The 22433-nt window shown below is 36.5% G+C and carries 15 protein-coding genes; 6 read left to right on the top strand and 9 right to left on the bottom strand.

Annotation, left to right across the window (positions count from 1 at the left end):
* Window positions 1-224 precede the first annotated feature (224 nt).
* The 7 genes from PEDSA_RS16890 to PEDSA_RS16860 form a co-directional block, all read right to left on the bottom strand.
* Entirely contained in the window at window positions 225-1190 is a 966-nt protein-coding gene (locus tag PEDSA_RS16890; RefSeq protein WP_013634376.1) for a pectinesterase family protein, read from the bottom strand.
* Window positions 1191-1797: 607 nt separating this feature from the next.
* Window positions 1798-2547 carry a rhamnogalacturonan acetylesterase gene (locus PEDSA_RS16885; RefSeq protein ID WP_013634375.1) on the bottom strand — a complete coding sequence of 250 codons (750 nt, stop codon included), beginning with the start codon at window positions 2545-2547 and terminating at the stop codon, window positions 1798-1800.
* Entirely contained in the window at window positions 2525-3937 is a 1413-nt protein-coding gene (locus tag PEDSA_RS16880) for a hypothetical protein (protein ID WP_013634374.1), read from the bottom strand. Before PEDSA_RS16880 ends, PEDSA_RS16885 begins: the two co-directional genes overlap by 23 nt.
* Before the next feature lie 58 nt (window positions 3938-3995).
* Window positions 3996-5510, bottom strand: coding sequence for a pectate lyase (locus PEDSA_RS16875; RefSeq protein ID WP_013634373.1), 1515 nt, complete (start codon window positions 5508-5510; stop codon window positions 3996-3998).
* A gap of 65 nt (window positions 5511-5575) precedes the next feature.
* Window positions 5576-7186 carry a DUF5123 domain-containing protein gene (locus PEDSA_RS16870; RefSeq protein ID WP_013634372.1) on the bottom strand — a complete coding sequence of 537 codons (1611 nt, stop codon included), beginning with the start codon at window positions 7184-7186 and terminating at the stop codon, window positions 5576-5578.
* A 21-nt stretch (window positions 7187-7207) separates the two neighbouring features.
* Entirely contained in the window at window positions 7208-9055 is a 1848-nt protein-coding gene (locus tag PEDSA_RS16865) for a RagB/SusD family nutrient uptake outer membrane protein (protein WP_013634371.1), read from the bottom strand.
* 10 nt (window positions 9056-9065) lie between these two features.
* Window positions 9066-12293, bottom strand: a complete 3228-nt coding sequence (locus PEDSA_RS16860; protein ID WP_218916220.1) for a SusC/RagA family TonB-linked outer membrane protein — start codon at window positions 12291-12293, stop codon at window positions 9066-9068.
* Between the two features lie 286 nt (window positions 12294-12579).
* On the opposite strand from PEDSA_RS16860, the gene PEDSA_RS16850 reads away from it, so the two are divergent.
* From PEDSA_RS16850 to PEDSA_RS16830, 5 genes are read left to right on the top strand one after another with little or no spacing between them, the layout of a single operon-like run.
* Entirely contained in the window at window positions 12580-13371 is a 792-nt protein-coding gene (locus PEDSA_RS16850) for a hypothetical protein (RefSeq protein WP_013634369.1), read from the top strand.
* A gap of 12 nt (window positions 13372-13383) precedes the next feature.
* Window positions 13384-15663 (top strand): Rv1355c family protein, encoded by a 2280-nt coding sequence (locus PEDSA_RS16845; protein WP_013634368.1) that lies wholly within the window; start codon window positions 13384-13386, stop codon window positions 15661-15663.
* Window positions 15647-17806 (top strand): sensor histidine kinase, encoded by a 2160-nt coding sequence (locus tag PEDSA_RS16840; RefSeq protein WP_013634367.1) that lies wholly within the window; start codon window positions 15647-15649, stop codon window positions 17804-17806. Before PEDSA_RS16845 ends, PEDSA_RS16840 begins: the two co-directional genes overlap by 17 nt.
* A gap of 15 nt (window positions 17807-17821) precedes the next feature.
* The gene (locus PEDSA_RS16835) at window positions 17822-18907 is read left to right on the top strand and encodes a hybrid sensor histidine kinase/response regulator (RefSeq protein ID WP_013634366.1); all 1086 of its coding nucleotides are present in this window, start codon (window positions 17822-17824) and stop codon (window positions 18905-18907) included.
* Window positions 18908-18919: 12 nt separating this feature from the next.
* Window positions 18920-19312, top strand: a complete 393-nt coding sequence (locus PEDSA_RS16830) for a response regulator (RefSeq protein ID WP_013634365.1) — start codon at window positions 18920-18922, stop codon at window positions 19310-19312.
* On the opposite strand, the gene PEDSA_RS16825 is transcribed toward PEDSA_RS16830, so the two are convergent.
* Both PEDSA_RS16825 and PEDSA_RS16820 read right to left on the bottom strand, forming a co-directional pair.
* Window positions 19309-19770, bottom strand: coding sequence for a response regulator (locus PEDSA_RS16825; RefSeq protein ID WP_013634364.1), 462 nt, complete (start codon window positions 19768-19770; stop codon window positions 19309-19311). The two genes, PEDSA_RS16830 and PEDSA_RS16825, sit on opposite strands and share 4 nt — an antisense overlap.
* A gap of 45 nt (window positions 19771-19815) precedes the next feature.
* A complete protein-coding gene (locus PEDSA_RS16820) occupies window positions 19816-20838 on the bottom strand; it encodes a LacI family DNA-binding transcriptional regulator (RefSeq protein WP_013634363.1) in 1023 nt (340 codons plus the stop codon).
* Between the two features lie 101 nt (window positions 20839-20939).
* On the opposite strand from PEDSA_RS16820, the gene PEDSA_RS16815 reads away from it, so the two are divergent.
* Window positions 20940-22430, top strand: a complete 1491-nt coding sequence (locus PEDSA_RS16815) for a xylulokinase (RefSeq protein ID WP_013634362.1) — start codon at window positions 20940-20942, stop codon at window positions 22428-22430.
* The last annotated feature ends 3 nt before the right edge of the window (window positions 22431-22433 follow it).

Below are 22433 nucleotides of genomic sequence, written 5' to 3'. Positions count from 1 at the left end.
ATTGATCACCGCTACCGCTCGGTAGTGATCACCGCTACCGCTCGGTAGTGACTGTTCTCCTAAATTTTCTTACTGCGAACGATTAAAGAACAAAGACGAATGAACTGATTAAGGATTAAAGAACAAAGATAAAAGACTGACGACTAACAAACTAATGAACCAATATAACGAAAGTACCAAAGGCATCCACAGAACATCCCTTTGGAAAACTATTGATTAATGAACTATTTCCCAGCAAAAGCAACCCAATCTCCCAAAACTTCAGATATATTATAATGCTTTGCTTCTTGGTTACTTAACTGATGCGACCAATTTACTCTTTCTTTAGGTTTGAATCCCTCGCCCTTATTTTTATATTCTGCGTAAAAAGCAGTTTGTTTGTTAGACTCTTTTCCCCAGAAATCCCAACCAGCAGGCTTTATATGTTTTCCTAATTCGCAATTGATAAAAACCGTTTTTGCGTAAGGTCTCCAGGGTCTTCCCAAATAGTAGGATGCCCCTTCTTCCCCTGTAATTTTGCAATCTTTAAATACATAACCGTATTTTACGGTATCGGGAGTGGATGCGGCAGTGATAAACGAACCTCCTTTTTTACAAAATATTTCACATTCCCTAAAAAATACAGTAGAAGATCCGAAAATAAAATCGGTTGTTCCTTCTATATAACATTTATCAAATAATTGTCTGCTTCCCCTACCAAAGGTGTATAACGTATCCTGAAAGCCCAGAAACCTACAATTTTTAAAATAAATCTGGTCTCCTATAATTTGTACGGCCACTGCCTGCCCTACAGGGCCTGAAGAATTTTGGAAAGTAATATTTTCTGCGACAAAACCATCGCCGTAAATGTAAAAGGAAGAAGAACCGGATGTTCCCATTTCTTCTCCAAACCTATTCTTCTTAGATGCGTAATCGTCATAGGTGAGGACTGTATGCTCTGCACTTTCGCCTACAAGCTTCACATTCTTTTTAGAACCGGGCAATATTAGCTTTTCTTTGTATATGCCGTTCTTAATAAAGATAAGGGTTGGGTTTTTCCGAAAATCGGGTACTGCATTAATGGCTTCCTGTACGGTCTTAAAGTCTCCCTCCCCTTGCCCATCAACTATAAAATCGTAGTTGTTTGCAAATAGTTGGCTTACATTACAAATTAATACAAGTAACAGTCCAAGTGTCTTAATTTTATACATCTTATTTATATAGTATCTTCTTTACAAGAATGCAGTATATAATTGCATTATCCCAATCATTTCTCCTTATTATTCATTGCTCTGGTTTCCTTTCCTCTATCATCCTTACCACCGTGATGGGATTTCCAACTTTAACTGGTTAAATGATGAACTACCTTCTATTTATCTGAATCACGGATTATACAGGATTATTGGATTTCACGGATTTGATAAGTATAGTGCACTTGTATCAGTGTAATCTTTCAATCTTTTAAATCAGTGATTCTGACAGTAAGGCTTTTGAAACAGATCTTTCGACTCGCAAGCTCGCTCAAGATGACCTCCTGCTCCTTCCTTTTCCCTGTCATCCCGACCATCGTGGAGGGATCTCTATCAAAAGCTCTTCTATCGGAATCACTGGTGCAAACATGCATTAAAATACCGATAAAGAGATTGCTTCGTCCCTACCAATGACAAAAATAGGGGCGTCTTCCGAATTCCTGCCCGTCCTGCAGGCGGGTACTTCGGAACTAAACATGAAACAATGTCCAAATCACTCAAAAACAATGAAATATTAATCGAATCTCAGGTTACTAAATACCTGATACTAAATCTAAAGACGAATGAACTAATTCCCTACAATATAACTCGTAAGCGGCGATTTAATTCCCTTTAATTCCTGTACAACCAATTCTGCCATATAACGGGCCCCTAATTCACTAAAATGAGTATTATCTTCTACTCCTTTCGGATAGTTTGGATTTTGTCTTTCGGCTAATTGCAGAAAAAGCAATTTAGATTTATCCTCTCCAAAATTCTGAAGAAGCGATAGGCTTCTCTCATTCAGGTCTATCAATGGTACATTCAGTTCCCTGGCTACATTTCTTACCAACTCCGCATATTCTTTATGCGTGTCAACTACTTTACCGCCATCAAATTTTCTACGGGCTACCGGTGTTATTAAGACAGGATTTGCTTTCTTCGCTCTTGTTTCGTTTACATATCTCTTTAAGTTTTCCTGAAACTGAGAAGGGGTAGTTGCTGATTTTTTTGTAGGTACTTCGTCATTATGCCCAAATTGAACCAAAACATAATCATCAGCTTTCAATGAATCTAAGATGGCCTTCCATCTGCCTTCATTTATAAAAGACTGCGTACTTCTTCCGTTTTGCGCCCTATTGTCCACTTCTGCATTTTGATTAAAAAACCAGGTAAAAGGGACTCCCCAACCGGTTTCCGGGTATTTATTTTTTGCTTTCTGGGCCATGGTGGAATCACCCACCAAATATATCTTTATCTTTTTCTGTGCTGTATTAAATGACATTAAAACCAATGCCAACAGCAATAAAACCGATCTATTTGCGCTTATTCTTTTCATCAACTAAACTATTTAAGTATATCTCTATATTAGTATATCCAGATCCTTTTTTGTCAAACTTAATGGCATCAGACGGATCATTTGGATTTAAACCATTTGCTTTCTCCCAACTATCCGGGATACCGTCGTTATCAGAATCGATATGGAGGGTGTATTTTCTGAATGAAGGCCAGGCATTTTTGGATATTTCATAAGCTGTTCCATGTGGATATCCGCCCTGCACATCAATAGCTTTTCCTCTTCCTTTTACTACATCTTCTATTAATCTTTGGTCCAGTGTATCTCTTGAAAAACTAGCTCCAACATATTTTATTACATTTTCATAAGCTTCTTTTGCCGGGATTTTTGGCAGGTCTATTGTTTTAAACGGAGAGTTAACCAAAACAGTATCTTTATCGTTGGCGCTGGCACTTTTATCAAGATGTACACCCAATAAATTGTTCTTGGTAACTTCGGCGTCGCCCTCTACAAAATTTCCAGCAACGTAGAATTTACCATAAGGTTTATTATTTCCCGGTTTTGTAGGATTCAAAATCCTCGATCTCACATTTTTCAATGTACTTGGCCCGGGCTTATAATAATTATCAACTATATTATAAAAGCCACCTTCTCCCCCATAAACATTATTATGTCCCCAGTTATAGATCACATTATTCCTGAAATCAGCAAACTCATCAGAAGCGCCCAATCTGGCGCCATTAAATCTTGGTGTCCTGCTCATGCAATGGACAAAAAGGTTGTGATGCGCCGAAAATGCACTACCTCCCCATATGCCACCGTAACCGTGTCTTTCAAAGTCTTTATCTCCGGTTTCAAAATGGTAAGAATAATTTAAAGGCTCTGCAATCAAATTCCACTGAAGCGTAGTACTATCTCCTTTATATATCGACATTACTTCATCCGTACTCCAACTTACACTACAATGATCTATAATAATATTTTTTCTTTTAGAACCTCCAAGAGCATCATCTGATCCTGCCCCGTCTACCATTCCCTTATTTTGATACCGATCGCCCATTCTTATTCTGATATAACGCAGAATGATATTATCTCCCGCCAAGCTAACCGGATAATCTGCTATACAAATGCCATCTCCCGGCGCAGATTGCCCCGCTATCGTTACATTTTTAGAAATCTCCAATTTAGAGTTCAAATGTATTGTCCCCGACACATTAAACACCACCGTTCTTGGATGTTTAGCTTCTACAGCTTCTCTGAGACTTCCCGGACCAGCATCGTTTAAATTGTTTACCACGTAAACTTTACCGCCCCGGCCCCCTGAGGTAAATTTACCAAAACCCTCTGCTCCCGGAAAAGCAATAGTTTGCGCATTTGAAAGTTGAGCAACTAAAGATATGGTAATGAAAAGTACTCCTCTAACTAATTTCATAGATATATCAATATAAACAACATAAGCCTAAAATAGGCTTATGCATAAGGTTGGTTTATTATTGGATTTGTTTTTCTGTGATTTCTCTGACCAGACTATTCATATAGACTTCGATATTGTCGTATGCCGTACTTAAGTCGCGGCCATTGGCATTTGCCTTGTTGGGGTCGAGTTTATTTGCTATCTCCCAATCATCTGGCATTCCATCGCCATCTGTATCTTTTGGTGCTGGTAATGAGTTTAGTACCGGCCAACCTTCTACATCTTTTTGTGTATCTATAATACCAGGTAATTTTGACACACTTCCAGTGTAAGTTGCTGTTTTATCTTTTACTTCTTTACAAATCCTGGTATCTACGGCATCTCTCTTATAACTTGCGCCACTATAAAGCAACACCGCATTATATGCCTGCACTGCCGTGTGATTAGAAAGTTGCTCCGAAGGGAAAGGAGTAACTTTTTGTGCCATTTCCTTTGTTATCCCCGAATCGAAATCCATTCCTCCATTCCAATTGTCATTACTTATGGTTGTGTTTCCATCAACATAATTACCTGCAACGTAAAATGTTCCATAACCCGGAGCAAAATCACCAGGATTTGCTGCTCCAGTTGGATCATCCTTAGAAACCTGCATAATACGTCTATTTATTTTTGACGGTGTCGCTGGGCCAGCTTTATAATAATTGTTTACAATATTATATTCCCCGTTTTCACCGCCATACGCACTGTTTCCACTCCAGTTATAGATTACATTGTTTCTGTAATCGACCTTATCAATTCCAAATTTACCTATGCCTGTCCCACTTCCTTTGCTATATCTTTTTCCTCCGTCAAACCTTGGATTTCTACTGGTATGGTGAGCCAACAGATTGTGATGAAAAGTTGCGGGACTCCCTCCCCAGATTCCTCCATAACCATGCGCCCCTTTTGAGTGTCCCGAATTAGTCATACTTTCCGAGATAATACACCACTGCATAGTGAAGTTCTTATTATGGTAAAAAGAAGCAGCCTCATCTATAGACCAGCTCATAGAGCAATGGTCTATCATTATATTCTCCAAATCTCTACCTCCTATTGCATCACTTTCTATGGTTGCAACATTGGTATCTCCCAATCTGAAACGCATATATCGGATAATGACATTATTTGCAGCAATACTAACATCATAGTCCTGAATACAAATTCCATCTCCAGGCGCTGTTTGCCCCGCTATGGTTAAGTCACCATTCTTTATATTCAATCTGCTCTTTAACTTAATGTTTCCAGAAATCTCAAATACAATTATCCTTTTTCCTGTTGCATCAATAGCTACTCTTAAACTCCCGGCTCCGGAATCATTAAGGTTGGTTACTTTAATAACTTTTCCGCCACGCCCACCGGTTGTATTCTTCCCCCAACCTTCGGCACCCGGGAAGGCATAAGCTGTTTCTTCAATTGGTTTTGGGGGATTTGAGTTATCTGGTCCTTTATATTCTCCCGCTTCGTACTTCTCCGTTGTCTTTTTGCATCCGAAACTCAAAGAAATAAAAGTTATCGTTAAAATGGCAAAAATCTCTTTTATCTTTATACTCATCTTTCAAACTGTATTGATATGAAGTAAAACGAAGCATAACTTATTATGCTTCGTTTTCTAATAACTTAATTAATTCTCCATCTAGGGTCGCCTGAAGTAGATTTCCCTGCAAAGCCATTATCTTTTATTCTGAAGTTTCCAGTAGAAGGGTCTACAAACAGTTGACTAGCACTTCCGTCATAATCTAAAAATCCTGTTGCATTTGAAACAAATTTCAGATCATTTGTCTTATAAGTGTTAACAGCGGTAAAACCACCCGAAATCCTAATACCTCTCGCCGTTTCAGCTAGAGATAAAGATTTAGCTAAAATGTTATTCTTAATAGAGATTGTTCCGGCTGAAAACGTATTATAATCAATAAAGTATCTTCCGTCCCCTGTCGTATTATAAAATGTATTATTCTCTACGGTTAAACTTGAAGAGGCACTTGTATTGTGTAAAATAAGCCCATATCCTATGCCGCTAAATGTACTATTAGCGATTGTAATATTGCTAATCTTACTTTGTGCGTTTGCATTTGCATTTACATGTATAAATGCATACGTACCGTTACTACCATTATTTCCAACATCAGTTACAATACAATTGTTAACAATTAATCTATCGATAGATACAGTAGTGCTATTTTGTATTCTAAGTGCAGTATTCACAAAGTTCCTGATAATGCAATTTTCAAAATTCAGTTCATTTACTGTTCCTCCGTTCCCATTTCCTAAATTGAATATATAATTGCGTTTTGGTTTGGTATTGTCATTATCCTGATAACCTGTAATATCAATATTTTCGAATTTAATTGTTTTCGCTCTAACTAAGTTAATCCCATTGAAAGCTAATACCGGCTTATTTCCTCCTCCTTGTCCCCATATAGTAATACTTATATTATCTGGAATGTTAATAGCATCAGAAGCTTTATATACTGTATTTCTAAATAATACAAATGTAGTACCGTCAATCGCGTTGGCCAACATTGTAGCAAAATCATCTCCAGACTGTACCTGGATAACATTTGGCCCTTCTGGTAAAACTGCAAGAGTAGTAAATTCTCTCGAACCTCTAGCAATCAAATCATTATAAATTGTTGCTGTATATTTTGTTTCAGGTGTTAATCCCGAGATAATTTTTTTACCTTCTGACTTCTCTTGTTCTGAAATATTGTATTTATTACTACCGATCATGAAATGTGTTACATAAGGAGAAACTTCCCATTTTAGCACAGCAGTGGTTGTTGTAAGGTCTGATGCCATTACAACATTTAATATTTGCTCGGTTTTTGTTTTAAAAGCAACAGATATCCATTCTGAATCAGAGGTTGTTCCTGTTTTATCCACTCCTTTTATTCTGGCAGAATACTGCGTATTGGGATCTAATAGTCCTGGTATCTCAAAAGAAAGATCGTTACCCGTTTTAGTCCCTTTTGTTTCATATGTAGAAATGATACTGTTAAACTTTAAACTATCTTTGCTTAGCTCTATAACATATGAATTCGTTTTAGGCATACCTTTCCACTTTAAAGTTGTAGTTACTCCGACTACATCAGCAGTCAATGTAGATGGTCTAAACAACCTATTATAACTATCGTCTACTTCCCAATCGTTAAATTTTTCACACGAAGGAAGAAGTGATATAACAGTACCCATTATTAAAATGATACCGAAAATTCTTTTATTTATTTTCATATTATTTAAAAATAAAGTTGATTATTGGAAGCCATAAGAGTTTGTTAAAGAGCCCCTAGATTCGCTTATCACGGACCCCGCAATTGGATATAGATGTCTGTTAGGCGTAGTGGCATTTAATCCACTACTAAAAAGATCTATTCGATTTTTGTAGTCTGTTTTATTTGCATCTGATAAACCTGACAACCAGTTAACTCTAGTATAGCCTGTTATATTAGCGGATCCTTTATCGGTATAAAAATTTATATCTTTTTTATCGATGATTTCTCCAGTTGCATCATATTTATAAAATATATAAGCCGGTAAATTGTCATATGGAGCTGCCTTATCCAACATCTTCTTGAAATTGACCCTTTGCTCTTCTATTTTCGAAGACAACAGATTCCATCTAATTAAATCATACTTTCTTATCCCTTCTCCTCCGAATTCCCATGCGCGTTCATTAACTAAAGCATTGAAAAAAGATGTTTCATCATTTAAAGCGTTCACATAAGCATCCACTTTTGCTGATCTATCAGCCACATCAAAAGCTCTACTTCTGACCTGTATCAAGGCATTTTTAGCATCGGGACTAGGTCCTCTCCTCAGGGCATTATCTGCCTCTGCAAACATCAACAAAACATCTGCATATCTCATTACTACCCAATTAATACCATAACCGATTTTTCCATTTGCCGCTTTATTTCTAGAAACAAATTCAGTACTCATATATCTCTGATCCCATTTTCCAATAGAGTACGAAAAAGGATTGCTTTGGAAAAATTCTTTAATTTCACCGCTACTATTGCTATATGTATAATACGCTACTGTAATGTCCCGTCTTATATCACTCCGGTCGAAAGAGTAAAAATAAACTGGTGTGGTACTTACTACATTAGCATTGTTTCCATAGCCATACTTTGAATTAGTATAAAATCTAACACCAATAGAATATCCCATCTCGCCACTTCTTCCTAATCCATTTGCAACTTCAAATAAATTCTCATTAAACGTTGCATCGGGCTGAAGCAGGCAAAGTTTTTTCCAAATATCTATGTAATTAGCGTTTAATTTGTGAATTCCTGAGCTCATTATCTCCGAGGTCTTTTGCCTAGCCAATTCGTAATAATATTCCCAATTACTTCCTCTCTCCGTTGGAAATCCGGGCTTATTTCTTATAGAATATCCTCCTCTATACAATGCCAACCTAGCAATTAGTCCTTTTACAAAGCCTTTTGTAACCCGCTCAGCAGTATTATAACCTCCCGAGTGAATCCATGGGACATAAGTTTCAGCAAGCTGTAAATCTTCGATTAAACGAGAATAAATTGTATCTCGATCTGTTGGTACATCATAAGCATTAGATAAATCATATTTAGTAGGTTCAGTTTTAAAAGGAACATCTCCCCAATTTTTGACAATTTCACTATACACTAAAGCTCTTAAGGTTAACGCCTCCCCTAGGTACCCTTTCATAATTGTAGAATCAGAAGTAACCATTGCAGGGCTGGTTTTTATTCCTTGTATACATAAGTTGGCTCTCTCTATTAACTTATACATCTGGGACCATTCCCTAGCAATATTTGTATTACTTGAATTTCCAACATAATTAGAAAGACCTCTCACACCATTATCTTTATAAGAAGTAGCGTCAGCTCCTGCTATTTCAATATCTGTATTTGTAGCATAGTTTAACGGTAGTCTCGCCGAATAAAGCTGATCTTGTGTCAATAAAGCATAAGTCCCCATTAGCGCATATTCCGTATACGTAGGCGACGTAAAAACTAAATCAGAAGTAAATTCGGATGGGGAGCTAGTTAAAAGATAATCTTTACATGAGGCCAATCCCATACTTGCTAAAGCAGCTATAATTAATATCTTATTTTTCATAACAATTCAATTAGAATGAAACATTTAATCCACCAACAAACGAACGGCTCTTCGGATACGCTGAATAATCAACGCCAGGGGTTACTGGAGGGTTTCTTCTGGTGTCTACCTCAGGGTCATATCCTGAATAATTTGTAATAACAAACACATTATAAGCAGTAACATACGCCCTTAACTTTCCGATTCCCATTTTTTTAACTACATTTTTTGGTAGCGTATATCCCAAAGTCAATGTATTTAGCCTTAAAAATGATCCATCTTCTATCGCCCATGAGTGAAGAGGAGTTACCGTCATCAGAGGACTCCATATAGAAGCATTCTGATTAATTTCTGCCAAACGTTGCGGGTTTGCGTTATTACCCGTCGCAACATTGTACCCTGTAATTGGATCTATAATCGTAAAGCGATTTTCAAGACTCATATCTGCAATTAGATTCTGATATTTTCTTGATAACAGAAAATTCGTAAAGTCTATTTTGTTTGCGTTATATATATTGTTGCCAAACGTCCAGTTAAAAGCCGCTTGTAAATCAAATCCCTTGTACTCAGCATTTAGCGTTAATCCGCCTACGTGCTTAGGATTAGCATTTCCTATAACCGCTTTGTCATATTGGTCTATTTTTCCGTCAGGAACTCCATTAGGCCCACTAATATCTTTAAACTTAAGTGCGCCTGGACCGAAATAAGCTGCAGAAGTTAAAGACGAGTTATCCGGAACACCTGTATTTAACTTCCAGATTTTTGATGCAGTATCGAAAGTGAAATCATCAAATGAATACATTCCTTCTGTTACATATCCATACATCTGTCCCACAGGATTTCCTTCTCTTACCAAAAAGTCTTCTAAAGGCTGAGCTGTTCCATTCCAACCAGAGGTAAAGGCTTTATAATTTACATCGCCATTTCTAAATTGATCTACATTGTTCCTATTAAATCCAATATTAAACGCAGCAGATAGTTTAAAATCTTTATTATTAACAATGTATCCATCGATAGTTAACTCAACCCCCTTATTGGAAGTACTGCCATAGTTTTGATACTGAGTTGAGTATCCCGAACTTTGAGCAATAGGAGCCTGAACTAATAAATCATTAGTTGTATTCCAATATACGTCTACAGCTCCATTAATCCTACCTTTAAATAAACTATAATCAACTCCAATATTTCTATTTATTGTTGTTTCCCATTTTAATTTTGGATTGTACAAGTAAGATCCCGGAATAAAATTAGGTGCTTCAACCTCTCCTGGATAATATGGCTTATTTTCATTATCAGTAGAGTAACTTAATTGCCAAGCATTACTCGGTATCCGATTATTTCCGGTACTACCGTAACTAACTCTTAACTTCAATTGCTCTAACCAATCTGATTGATCCTTTAAAAAATCCTCTTCTGAAATCTTCCAACCGAAAGCGGCAGAAGGAAAATATCCCCACTGGTTACCCTCTGCAAACTTACTGGAACCATCCGCTCTCATTGTTACAGTGAACAGGTATTTATCTTTAAGAGTGTAATTCGCTCTTCCGAAATACGAGCTCAATCTATCATCTTGAGAAATATATGTTCTGGTTGGTATTGGGGTTCCAAAATTAGCATTTGCTAATATCTCACCAGTTTTCATACCTAAGGGATAAAATCTAGATTCGTTGGTTACTGTCTTATAACCAGATGAAAGCGTTTCTTGACCAACAACGACATTCAAACTATGTATTTTATTAAACACCTTGTCATAAGTAAAGTAATTTGAAAATCTATAAGAATAACCTTTCAAATTAGTTACTCTACTAATTGGTTGTCCTCCATAATTTTTAGCGTCAGGGGTAGCGGTCCCCCAAACATTGTCTGTTCTGTCATTTTTAAACTCATAACCTCCCTCGGATCTAAATTTAAGTTCTTTTGTAATTTTCCAATTAAGTCCGAGGTTCAAATTATTTGAAAAACGATATTGTTTTTTGTAATCGTCTAACACTGATTCTACTGGATTGTAAAGTAAACTTGCAGTTTCGGCATCAACCAAATCATCATCATCTAAACTTGATTGATCAAAGCCTCTAAGACCTTTTGTCGGTGCATATTTGACTGAATTTCTAAGTCTTGTTACCGATCCGGAACCTTGATTAACTCCCGCACCATCGATAATTGTATATGCAAGTCTCGTATTAAAATCAATGTTTACCTTTTTAGATAACTCAGAATTTAGTTTGAAGTTTAGATTATTTCTTTCAAACCCTGAGCCTAACATTATACTTTCCTCTTTATTCCGGGTAAGCCCCAAATTATATCTAGATTCTTTCGATCCTCCGTTAATTCCTACATTATAGTATTGTTGACTGGCTGTTCCTCCGAAAATTTCTTCTTGCCAATTGCTTCCTTTTACAGATTTATATATTTCTAAATCTTCAAAGCTACCATAGTAGTTTTTGAAAGTATTACCTTGGTCGATTTCATACTGATAACGAACATATTCATATGGATTTAACACCTCTAATTGTTTAGTAATATTTCTAAAGCCGGCATAAACATTCGCCGTCACATTTACCTTCCCTGCCTTTCCTTCCTTTGTCGTAATTACCAGAACTCCATTTGCTGCCCTGGAACCATAAATTGCTGTCGAGGCAGCGTCTTTTAAAAAAGTTATCGATTCAATATCTGAAGAAGCAATATTACTAATATCGTTAACAGGGAAACCATCTACAATATAAAGGGGTGAATTATCCTGAGAAATAGATCCTCCTCCACGGAGTCTAACCTTAATATCTGCATCAGGAGAACCTTCAGTTGTAACTATCTGCAAACCAGCTACCTTACCTGTCAATGCTTCTGCCACATTGGTAACCGGTCGCTGCGTCAGCTCCTCTCCTTTAACAATTCCTACAGATCCCGTTAAGTCACCCTTCTTAACCGTACCATATCCAATAGCCACCACCTCATTCAACATGGTAGCCTCCTGTTCCAATACCACATTAAAAGTTGTTTGAGTTCCTACTTCAATTTCCTTTGCTTTAAATCCAATGTATCTAAAAACCAAGGTACTTGCATTAGCAGGAATACTCAAAGAAAACTTACCATCAACATTTGTTTGAGTACCTGTTGTAGTTCCTTTTACAGAGACCCCTACTCCCGGTAAAGGTTCACCGGTATCGTCTTTTACTGTCCCTGTAATTTGCCGGTTCTGAGCAAATAGCACACTTATAGACATCACCGTTAAAGTCAATAAGAGTAAAACTTTTTTCATCATAACTGTTTATTAATTTAGCTGTTGATTTTAATCGTAACACTTTCAGAGCGCTATCTTTTCTCTAACTCTTACCATTATTATGAATACAGATTAAATCAATTGGTTTTAGCAATTGTAGCTAGTTTTTGTACAAAAACGAAAGATATATCTAAAAAAAAACACGCAATCGTTGCCGGCATCGATGCCGGGATAGTACAGGATGGAAAAAGTTATTTTTAAAACATATTAATCAACTTAGCCAATTTTGCTATATTCATCCTCTAAAACGACAACACACCTAATCGCAATGGAATCTAGCTTAAATAAAGATAGACCTGCTGTAAGACTTAGAGCTTTCAGAGCTATAGACGACCCTGACACATGTGAGAAATTCATTGAAGGACATACTCAGGTACTCAGCAATATAGGTATTACAAAGGTAACTTCCTCTAAACATGACTGGATGTATAATCCGGCCGCGTTTGTGATGGTTGTCGAATCAATGGATGGAGAAAGAGTTTACGGTGGCGCCCGCGTTCACGTTGCCGGCGGTAACCAGCCTTTACCCATAGAAGAAGCGACCTGTGCTTTAGATCCTAAAATATTTGGCCTGATCTGGCAATATGCTCAACATGGAACTGGTGAACTCTGTGGATTATGGAATTCTCGGGAAATAGCCGGTCACGGTATAGGTAGTATCTTTTTAATAAGGACTGCCGCCGCTATTTCTCACCAAATAGGCATACAATCTTTATTTGCTTTATGTGCTCCTTATACCATAAAGCCCGGAGAAGCGGTAGGTATGGAACTTGAACCAAATGTGGGTAATCAAGGAACTTTTTATTATCCAAAATTAGACCTTATAGCAACAACAATGGTACTGAAAGATGTACCCACACTAAGCAAAGCTCATTCTGAAGACAAGGAAGCTATACTAAAAATCAGAGAGAATCTGGATATTCTAAGAATGGAAGTTCTAAGAAATAAAGAAATCGAAATTGATTATAAGATCAGGATCCCCAATTTGGAGAACTGGGATTTGGCGAAAACGATATCAAATGCAAAAATAAACTATCAGGAGAGCATAGCTAAACTTTGATAAAAAACATATATGAAAAGCTTAAACAAAGAAAACTCTTTGGACAATATATACAAACCCCGTTTTTATTATCCAAATAATACTTCGGATGAAAAAGAGCTGCAGAATTTGCTACGAGATAAACCTGTGTCATTTGTAAGGGACGAAATTTATAGCCAGTTGAAAGAACTGATCAAAATTCAAAACCCTTCTATAAAACTAACCGAGCAGGATTATTCTGAACTAATAGCAAAGCATCTAAATGGAAACCCTATAGAAAAATATGGAGTTTGGGTATTCTATCCCTGGAACAATTATCTGGTTCATCTTCTCGACAAGGAAGAATTCGTTACTGTTAGAACAAACCGGAATAAATATAAAATTACTTCCGAAGAACAGGATATCTTAGAAAAAAAGAAAATCGGTATCATAGGGCTTTCTGTTGGACAATCTATTGCGTTGACCATTGCTATGGAACGTATTTGCGGAAGTTTAAAACTCGCGGATTTTGACACAGCAGAATTATCCAATCTAAACCGTATAAGAACCGGGGTTCATAACCTTGGCCTGAATAAAACAATTATTGCTGCCAGAGAAATAGCCGAAATTGATCCTTTTTTAAATGTTGAAATTTTTAACGATGGTCTTAAAAACGAAAACTTTAATGATTTCTTTCTGGATGGAGGGAAACTGGATTTATTAGTTGAAGTATGTGATGGATTGGATATCAAAATAGAGAGCAGATTTAAAGCCCGAGAATTAGGAATACCTGTTATCATGGAAACCAATGATCGGGGTATGCTGGACGTGGAACGCTTTGATTTGAATCCCTCTTTACCAATTTTACATGGTTTAGCCGAAGGGTTAAATCCTTCTACCATAAAAAACCTGAGTAATGAAGATAAAGTTCCTTTCATTTTGAGGATTGTTGGTGCAGAAACTATTTCCAACAGACTAAAAGCTTCTATGGTAGAAGTGGAACAGACTATTAACACCTGGCCTCAGCTCGCGTCATCCGTAGTATTGGGGGGAGCTGTTACCACAGACATTTCGAGAAGAATGTTATTGGGCTCCTTTACAGACTCAGGAAGATATTATATAGATCTGGAATCGCTGGTTAAAAACAAAAAAGAGAAGGAAGCAACACCTTTAGTAAGAAAAAACCCTTTTACTCCATTAACAAAAACGGAAGCCCTGCATATCCTTTCGAACTATAAATTTGAGAGTAGTAACTTAATAGTAGATGATTCACTGATTAACAAATTAGTTGAAGATGCCTGCCTCGCACCCTCAACGGGAAATGATCAACCATGGAAATGGCTATATAAAAATAGTGTTCTTTTCCTATTTCATGACGAATACAGGTCTTTCTCATTCGGAGATTATCAAAACATCGCTTCTTTATTGACTTTCGGGGCGGCGTATGAAAATTTACGGATAAGCGCCCTAAAAAATGGCTTGACCTGCAGCTACGATTTTAGACCAATTGCCAATGACAGAAGATTAATTGCTGCTATTAAATTCGGCAAATCAAATAAAGAGGAATTGGGTATCGATGGCTTATACAGCGCTATCTCAAGAAGATGTACAAACAGAAATCTTTCTATTCCCCCTGTATTACCCGAATCTGTCTATCGACAACTTACCGAATCGGCACAATCGATTCCATCTGCAACAATAAAATGGTTTAAAAAAGAAGAAGAGCTCAATGAATTAGCAAGAATTATAGGTGCCTGCGACAGGATTCGCTTACTTAACGCAGAAGGGCATTATGATTTTGTCCACCACGAGATGAGATGGACTCCGGAAGAAGCCGAATCCCGAAAAGATGGAATAGACGTTCAAACTCTAGGTTTGAGTAATTCGCAGCTTGCGGCACTTGGTATTATTAAAAGTACTGAAACAATAAAGGAAATCAATTATATAGATGGTGGAAAAGGCTTAGAAATGATAGCCAAAAAGAGCGTAAAAGCAGCTTCAGCTATTGCATTAATCACTTTACCGCAATACACTCCAGAAAACTTTTTTGAGGGCGGCCGTTCTTTAGAACAATTTTGGCTGAAAGCTACAACTCTGGGGCTAGCTGTTCACCCATTAATTTCTCCGCTATATATATTCCCAAGGGTGATACACGGAAAAGGAGAAGGATTGAACCAAAAAAACATCGCCGAATTGGAACTTTTAAGAGAAGATTTTAAAAGTTTAACAGGCGTTAATGATAACGATGCAGAGGTTTTCCTTGTTAAAATATCTGTAGCCGAAGAACCAAATATAAAAAGCTTTAGATTGCTATTAAATGAAGTACTTCTATAAATTCATATACTTAGCCTTATTTGTTTGCACTCAATTTTCTGGTGCGTTTGCTGAAGAAATTATAAATTTTGAAGGTAAAAATATAATCCTTGGAAAGGATATTTACATTTATGAAGATAAAACAGAGAGTCTTTCGATAAATGACACCCCTTCGATGATTTTTGAAGAGTCGACTTCCCAAACACCTAATTTAAAACTAAACAAGTCGGATTTTTGGATAAAATTCTCTATAAAAAACAACAGCGAATCTGAAAATCTGCTTTTGGCTATCGACTATCCTTCTTTAGATAAATGTGATTTTTATACAAGAACAGAAAATGGCTATTATAAGCAGTCAATAAGTGACACGCTTAAGTTTTCAGAGAGAAAATACCAACACCAAAGTTTCGTTTTTGATATTAAATTACCAAAGGACAGCACTTCAACCTACTATTTAAAGGTAAATAGCAGTGAACAGATGATACTCCCTCTAGTATTAGGAACACCTAAAGGTATTGCCGAAAAATTACTGGTTCATGATTTAATTTGGGGAATTTGGATTGGAATCGTCCTTGTGATGATTTTTTATAATCTATTCCTTTTTATCTCTACTAAGGATAAGAGTTATTTATATTACGTTTTATACACCGCATTTATTTCTCTAACACAAACATCTCTATCAGGATATACCTATCGATTTATTTTCAATAATAGCCCTCATCTATATAATAAAGCACTGATTGTTTTTCCGGGATTGGCAGGAATTTGTGCTGTCTTATTTGTTTCCAGCTTTTTGAGTACCAAGCAAAGAACGCCTTTATTACACAAGCTATTTGGCATAATCCTTTTTTTATATGGCACTGCTATCTTATTAAGAATTTTTGGTTACGATATTGCTAGCTATCGAATGATAGACTATGCAGCCATATCTATTGCTATCCTAATTTACGTAGCTGCTGTAAAAATTGCCCGACAGGGATTCCGCCCGGCAAGATATTTTCTATTTGCCTGGACAATGTTTTTACTAGGGCTTATCCTGTACTCACTTCGTAATCTTGAATTAGTACCCGATAATTTATTTACCAACTATACCATGCAGATTGGTATTGCTCTGGAAGTCGCACTATTATCTTTAGCCTTGGCAGATAGGATTAATATTTTAAAGAAAGAAAAAGAAGAATCTCAGGCACAGGCGCTTTCTATTGCTAAAGAAAATGAGAGAATTATTAAAGAACAGAACACCATCCTGGAACGCAGGGTTAATGAAAGAACTGTAGAATTAAAAGAAGCTAACGAGGAACTTACCATCACTCTGGAAGATTTAAAACAAACACAATCCCAACTTGTAGCTGCAGAAAAGATGGCTTCTTTAGGTCAATTAACGGCAGGCATAGCTCATGAAATTAATAATCCAATAAATTTCGTAACTTCAAATATTTCGCCCCTTCAAAGAGACGTAAGAATGCTTATAGATACAATAGACACTTACGAAGAATTGGTTTATTCAGACCAAAATATCGAAGACAAGAAAAAAACAATCGAAAATTATAAAGAAGATCTGGATTATGATTATCTTAAAATCGAAATTGACCATCTTTTAAAGGGCATAAATGAAGGTGCAAGCAGGACTGCAGAAATAGTAAAAGGCTTGCGAATCTTCTCGAGAGTAGATGAAGATGATTTGAAACTTGCTAGTATTACAGAAGGTATGGACTCTACTCTGGTAATTATGAATAACCTTATTAATGCCAGCAACATTAAAGTAGATAAAGATTACCAGGATAACATCCCTCAAATAGAATGTTATCCCGGAAAGCTCAATCAGGTCTTCTTAAATATCATCTCAAACGCCATATACGCTGTTAATCAGACGCATAAAAATGATGGTAACGGAATAATAAGAATATCCGTAAAAGCAGAGAACGACCATGTGATCATAGAAATGGGAGACAACGGTTGTGGAATAGACAAAAACAACATCACGAAAGTGTTCGATCCGTTTTTCACAACCAAGGATGTAGGAGAAGGCACTGGACTAGGAATGTCAATTGCATACAATACCGTAAAAAAACATAATGGAGATATTGAGCTTTTTAGCGAAATAGGTAAGGGAACCTTAATTAAAATAACACTCCCCCTAAAACAACGCTCTGATCCAGCATAACACTAATACTACTGAATGGAAAACAAAATTAAGGTTCTGTATTTGGATGATGAAGCTAATAACCTGATTGGTTTCAAGGCATTATTACGGTTTGACTACAAAGTATTTTGTGTACAAACCGCAGCAGAAGCCTTCGATTGCCTCAATTCCAATCCGGATATCCGGGTTATCTTTTGCGATCAGCGTATGCCCAATATGACGGGGGTAGAGTTTTTTCAGGAAATTCGAAGCAGTCATCCACTTCCTATAAGAATTTTAATAACCGGATTTTCTGATATAGAAGATGTTATCAGCGCCATTAACAAAGGACACGTCTTCAGATATGTAAAAAAGCCCTGGCTAGATGCCGATATTTTAACGGCTATTGAAGAGGCTAATAAATTCTACCTTGCCAACTCGTTTCTTGCTATAAAAAACAAGGAACTCGAAAAGGCATATCAGGAATTGGACAAATTTGCTTATAGCGTAAGTCACGACTTACGTGGTCCTTTGGTTGGTATCGCAGGTGGAATAAATCTGGCTTTAAATATCCAGGACATTAAGGAAATCAAGGAAATCTTAAGAATGATGAATAAATCTGTTGAAAAACTGGATAATTTCATCTTAAATATGCATGATTATTATAGTCTGGAACGAGGCACTTTAACCATATCTGATATAAATTTCGAAGATATAGTAAAAGAAATGTCGGACTTATTCAGTATATACACCAAAACAGAGAATATCGCATTTAATACAGAACTAGAGCAAAACGAACCGTTTTGGAACGATATTCTTTCGGTAAAACTTATTATAAATAACTTACTGTCAAATGCATTTAAGTATCAGGTTCCAGACCGGGAGAATAAATTCGTAAATCTTAAAATTAACGTTAAAAAAGGGGAGGCAACTATTATAGTAGAAGACAACGGACACGGTATCGACAGTAAATATCAATCAGAGATCTTCAATCTATTTTTCAGAGCACATTATCAGGCTACAGGCTCGGGATTTGGCTTATTTAATCTTAAAAGTGCACTTACTAAATTAAACGGAAAAATAGAAGTTGAGTCTGAACTTAACGTGGGCACGAAGTTTATAGTTAGAATTCCTCATAAATAAAATTGTTTCGATATGGATACCTTAGCATTCATTGTAGTAGACGATAGAGAACTAGACTGTTTTATCGCCGAAAAGTTAATCGATAAAATAGACAATAGTTTATCAGTAAAAAGCTTTTATGAAGCACACTCCTGTTTGAAGCATATAGACAATATCGAATCCCATTCAAACACCATTATATTATTGGATATTATGATGCCTGTTATGACAGGATTTGATTTTTTAGACGCTTTTGAGCAACTAGATGAAGAGAAAAAGCAATGGTACAGGATTGTTCCGATTACTACATCGCTGAATAAAAACGAAATCCAAAGGATCGGCACCTACCCTTCTGTACTAAAAGTCCTTCAGAAACCATATTCTGTAGAAGAAATAAAAGAAATTATAGAACTTGCTGATTTTTAAGACAATAAATTTTGTCTTAACATAAACTCTAGCTGATCGTTTGACGCCTCAAGCTTCTTATTAAGATCGTTTAAATCACGTTTCTTTTTAAGAGCTTCGTAGGCATTTTGGATAGTTTCATGCATTTCCTTTTCATCCCACGGCTTCGCCAGATAATGATAGATTTTTCCCCGGTTTACTGCATCAATAACTGCGGACATATCAGCATATCCGGTTAAAAGAATGCGCATCGGGTCTGGATTTTTCTCAATTACCATTTCCAGGAACTCAACACCTGTCATATTAGGCATGCGCTGGTCGGTGATGATAATATCAATATTTTCCTTTTCTAAAATCTTAAGTGCTTCCTCTCCGCTTATGGCAGTAAAAACCTTATACTCCATTCTAAAGTTAGCTTTGAATGAGATTAGATTATTATCCTCATCATCAACATATAATACTTTAATTTTATCCGCCATAAGACAATATTTAATTACCTAATAATATACAAATATTATGCAAAATTATGCATTATTTTTATTTGTAGATTGCCTTTCCACCAAAAGAGGTTCTAAAATAATATGTTCTATTTTTTCGTATGGATTTTTCTTTTTTACCATCTTTAAAAACATCTTTGCACACTCCGCTCCCATTTTATTAGCTTGTTGATCAATAGTAGACAGATTTGGTGTAATAAAAGCGGAAAAAGTTTCGTTGGCAAATCCCATAACTCCAATTTTAGGAGGAGTCAAATCCTGTTCCTTCAGTTTCTTTATAACACCTAAAGCTGTAAAATCATCCCCAGCAATAATAGCATCAGGTACTTTAGCGGATCTTAATAATTTCCCAGCGCCAAAACGGCCATCCTTAATAGATAAACCTCCGAAAACTACATGATCTTCTACATAGGGCAGATTGTGGTCGCTTAAAGCTTTTTTATAACCTTCAAAACGCTCATTGAATATCTTGATCTGATGATTCGTAGTAACAAACCCGATATTTCGATATCCCTGATCTATTAAATGCTTAGTGGCAATATACCCTGCATCAGTATCATTTATCGTAACCGAAGGAGCATTAATATTTTTATGTGTTCTGTCAAAAAGAATTAAAGGCTTCTGTTGCTTAATTACATCCTGAAAATGTGAAACGTTCTCGGTTTCTAACGACATAGATGCAATAATTCCGTCTACCTGTGCTTCTAATAATGTCTTCACTCCGTTAATCTCATTCTCCAAAGATTCATTGGATTGATAAAGTAAGACCCGGTATCCTGCATTCTTTAAAGTTTGCTCAATGCTATGAATTACCGAAGCAAAAAAATGTACTTGTGTACTCGGAACAATGACGCCAATCGTTTGGGTTCTTCCCGATTTTAAAGAAGAAGCCAACTTGTTCGGACTGTAATTCAGTTTTTTTGCAGTTTCCAAAACAGCTTTTCTCGTAGCCTCACTTATGGTCGAAAACCCGTTTAATGCCCTCGATACTGTGGAAACAGTTACGTTTAGCTCCTTGGCTATATCGTAAATAGTCGTTTTCTTTTTCAATACTTAAAGTAAATAAATTTCCATGAAACTTTGGCAATTGAAAATTTAATTATACTTTTATGCAACCGGTTGCACATCGGCATAACTAAACAGTAATATATATGCTTTTTTTAGGTATAGATTTGGGTACGTCTTCTATAAAAGTCTCTGTTGTAGAAGCTAATTCTCAAAAAACGCTATGCTCAGTACATTATCCAGAAACTGAAGAAGAGATTATCTCTACGCAGGTTGGATGGGCGGAACAAAGTCCCGAAAAATGGTGGCAAAACACCGTGCTTGCGATACAAAAAGCGCATGCAACAAAAAAATATAACCCCGCTGATATTGCTGCTATTGGCATTGCGTATCAGATGCATGGGCTTGTTGTGGTAGATAAACAACATACACCTCTTAGGAATTCAATAATCTGGTGTGATAGCCGGGCAGTTGAAATAGGCAACGAAGCTTTTAAAAGCATTGGACAGTCTTATAGCTTAAAACACCATTTAAACTCTCCCGGAAATTTTACCGCTTCAAAACTGGCATGGGTTAAAGAGCATGAACCCGAGGTTTATGAAAAGATATACAAAATCATGCTTCCGGGTGATTTCATCGCAACAAAACTAACGGGAGAGATAAGCTCAAGTATCAGTTCTTTATCCGAAGGAGTTTTTTGGGATTTCAAAAACAATCGATTGTCTGAATCAATACTGACGTATTTTGAATTTGAGAAATCTTTACTTCCAGAGGTAAAACCTGTTTTCTCCGAACATGGCAAAATCAATTCTGAAATCGCAAAAGAACTGGGCCTTTCGGGGGATGTAAAAGTAACATATAAAGCTGGAGACCAACCAAATAATGCACTTTCTCTAAATGTATTGGAACCAGGAGAAGTAGCTTCGACCGCTGGAACTTCTGGTGTTATTTATGGAGTAAGTGATCAATTGGTATATGATAACGAATCGCGTATTAACACTTTTGCTCACGTAAATTATTTGCAGGATAAAATACGTACCGGAGTTCTTTTGTGTATTAACGGAACCGGCATTTTATACAGTTGGGCAAAGAAATTATTGACAAAGGAGCTTTCCTATCCGGAAATGAATAAAATGGCGCAATCAATTTCCACAGGGAGTAATGGCCTTCGGGTTTTACCTTTTGGAAACGGAGCTGAACGTATGCTTAACAATAAGTTAGTTGGCGCACATATAGAAAACATTGATTTAAACCAACATGGAACCGCTCACATTCTGAAAGCGATGCAGGAAGGAATTGCATTTTCTTTCAGGTACGGGCTGGATATTATGAAAGAGAACGGACTTGATCCAAAAATCATTAAAGCAGGAAACTCTAATCTTTTTTTAAGTGAAGTCTTCCAGAGAGATTATGTAAACGCAACCGGAGTTCCTGTAGAACTCTATGAAAACGATGGTAGCGTGGGTGCTGCTTTGGGTGCGGGAATTGGATTAGGATATTACAAAACACCATCAGAAGCATTTAAAAATATCAGGAAAATAAAAACGATAGAGCCCGACGAAACAGCGAAATATGAGGAAATCTATCAGGAATGGAAAGAATTACAATTACTAAACAAAAAATTAAAAGCAATATAAAAA

Origin of the sequence: Pseudopedobacter saltans DSM 12145 (assembly GCF_000190735.1) — a bacterium.
Taxonomy (GTDB): Bacteria; Bacteroidota; Bacteroidia; order Sphingobacteriales; family Sphingobacteriaceae; genus Pseudopedobacter; species Pseudopedobacter saltans.
Note: the sequence above shows the minus strand (reverse complement) of the source record. Positions and strands in the feature narration are given on the sequence as shown.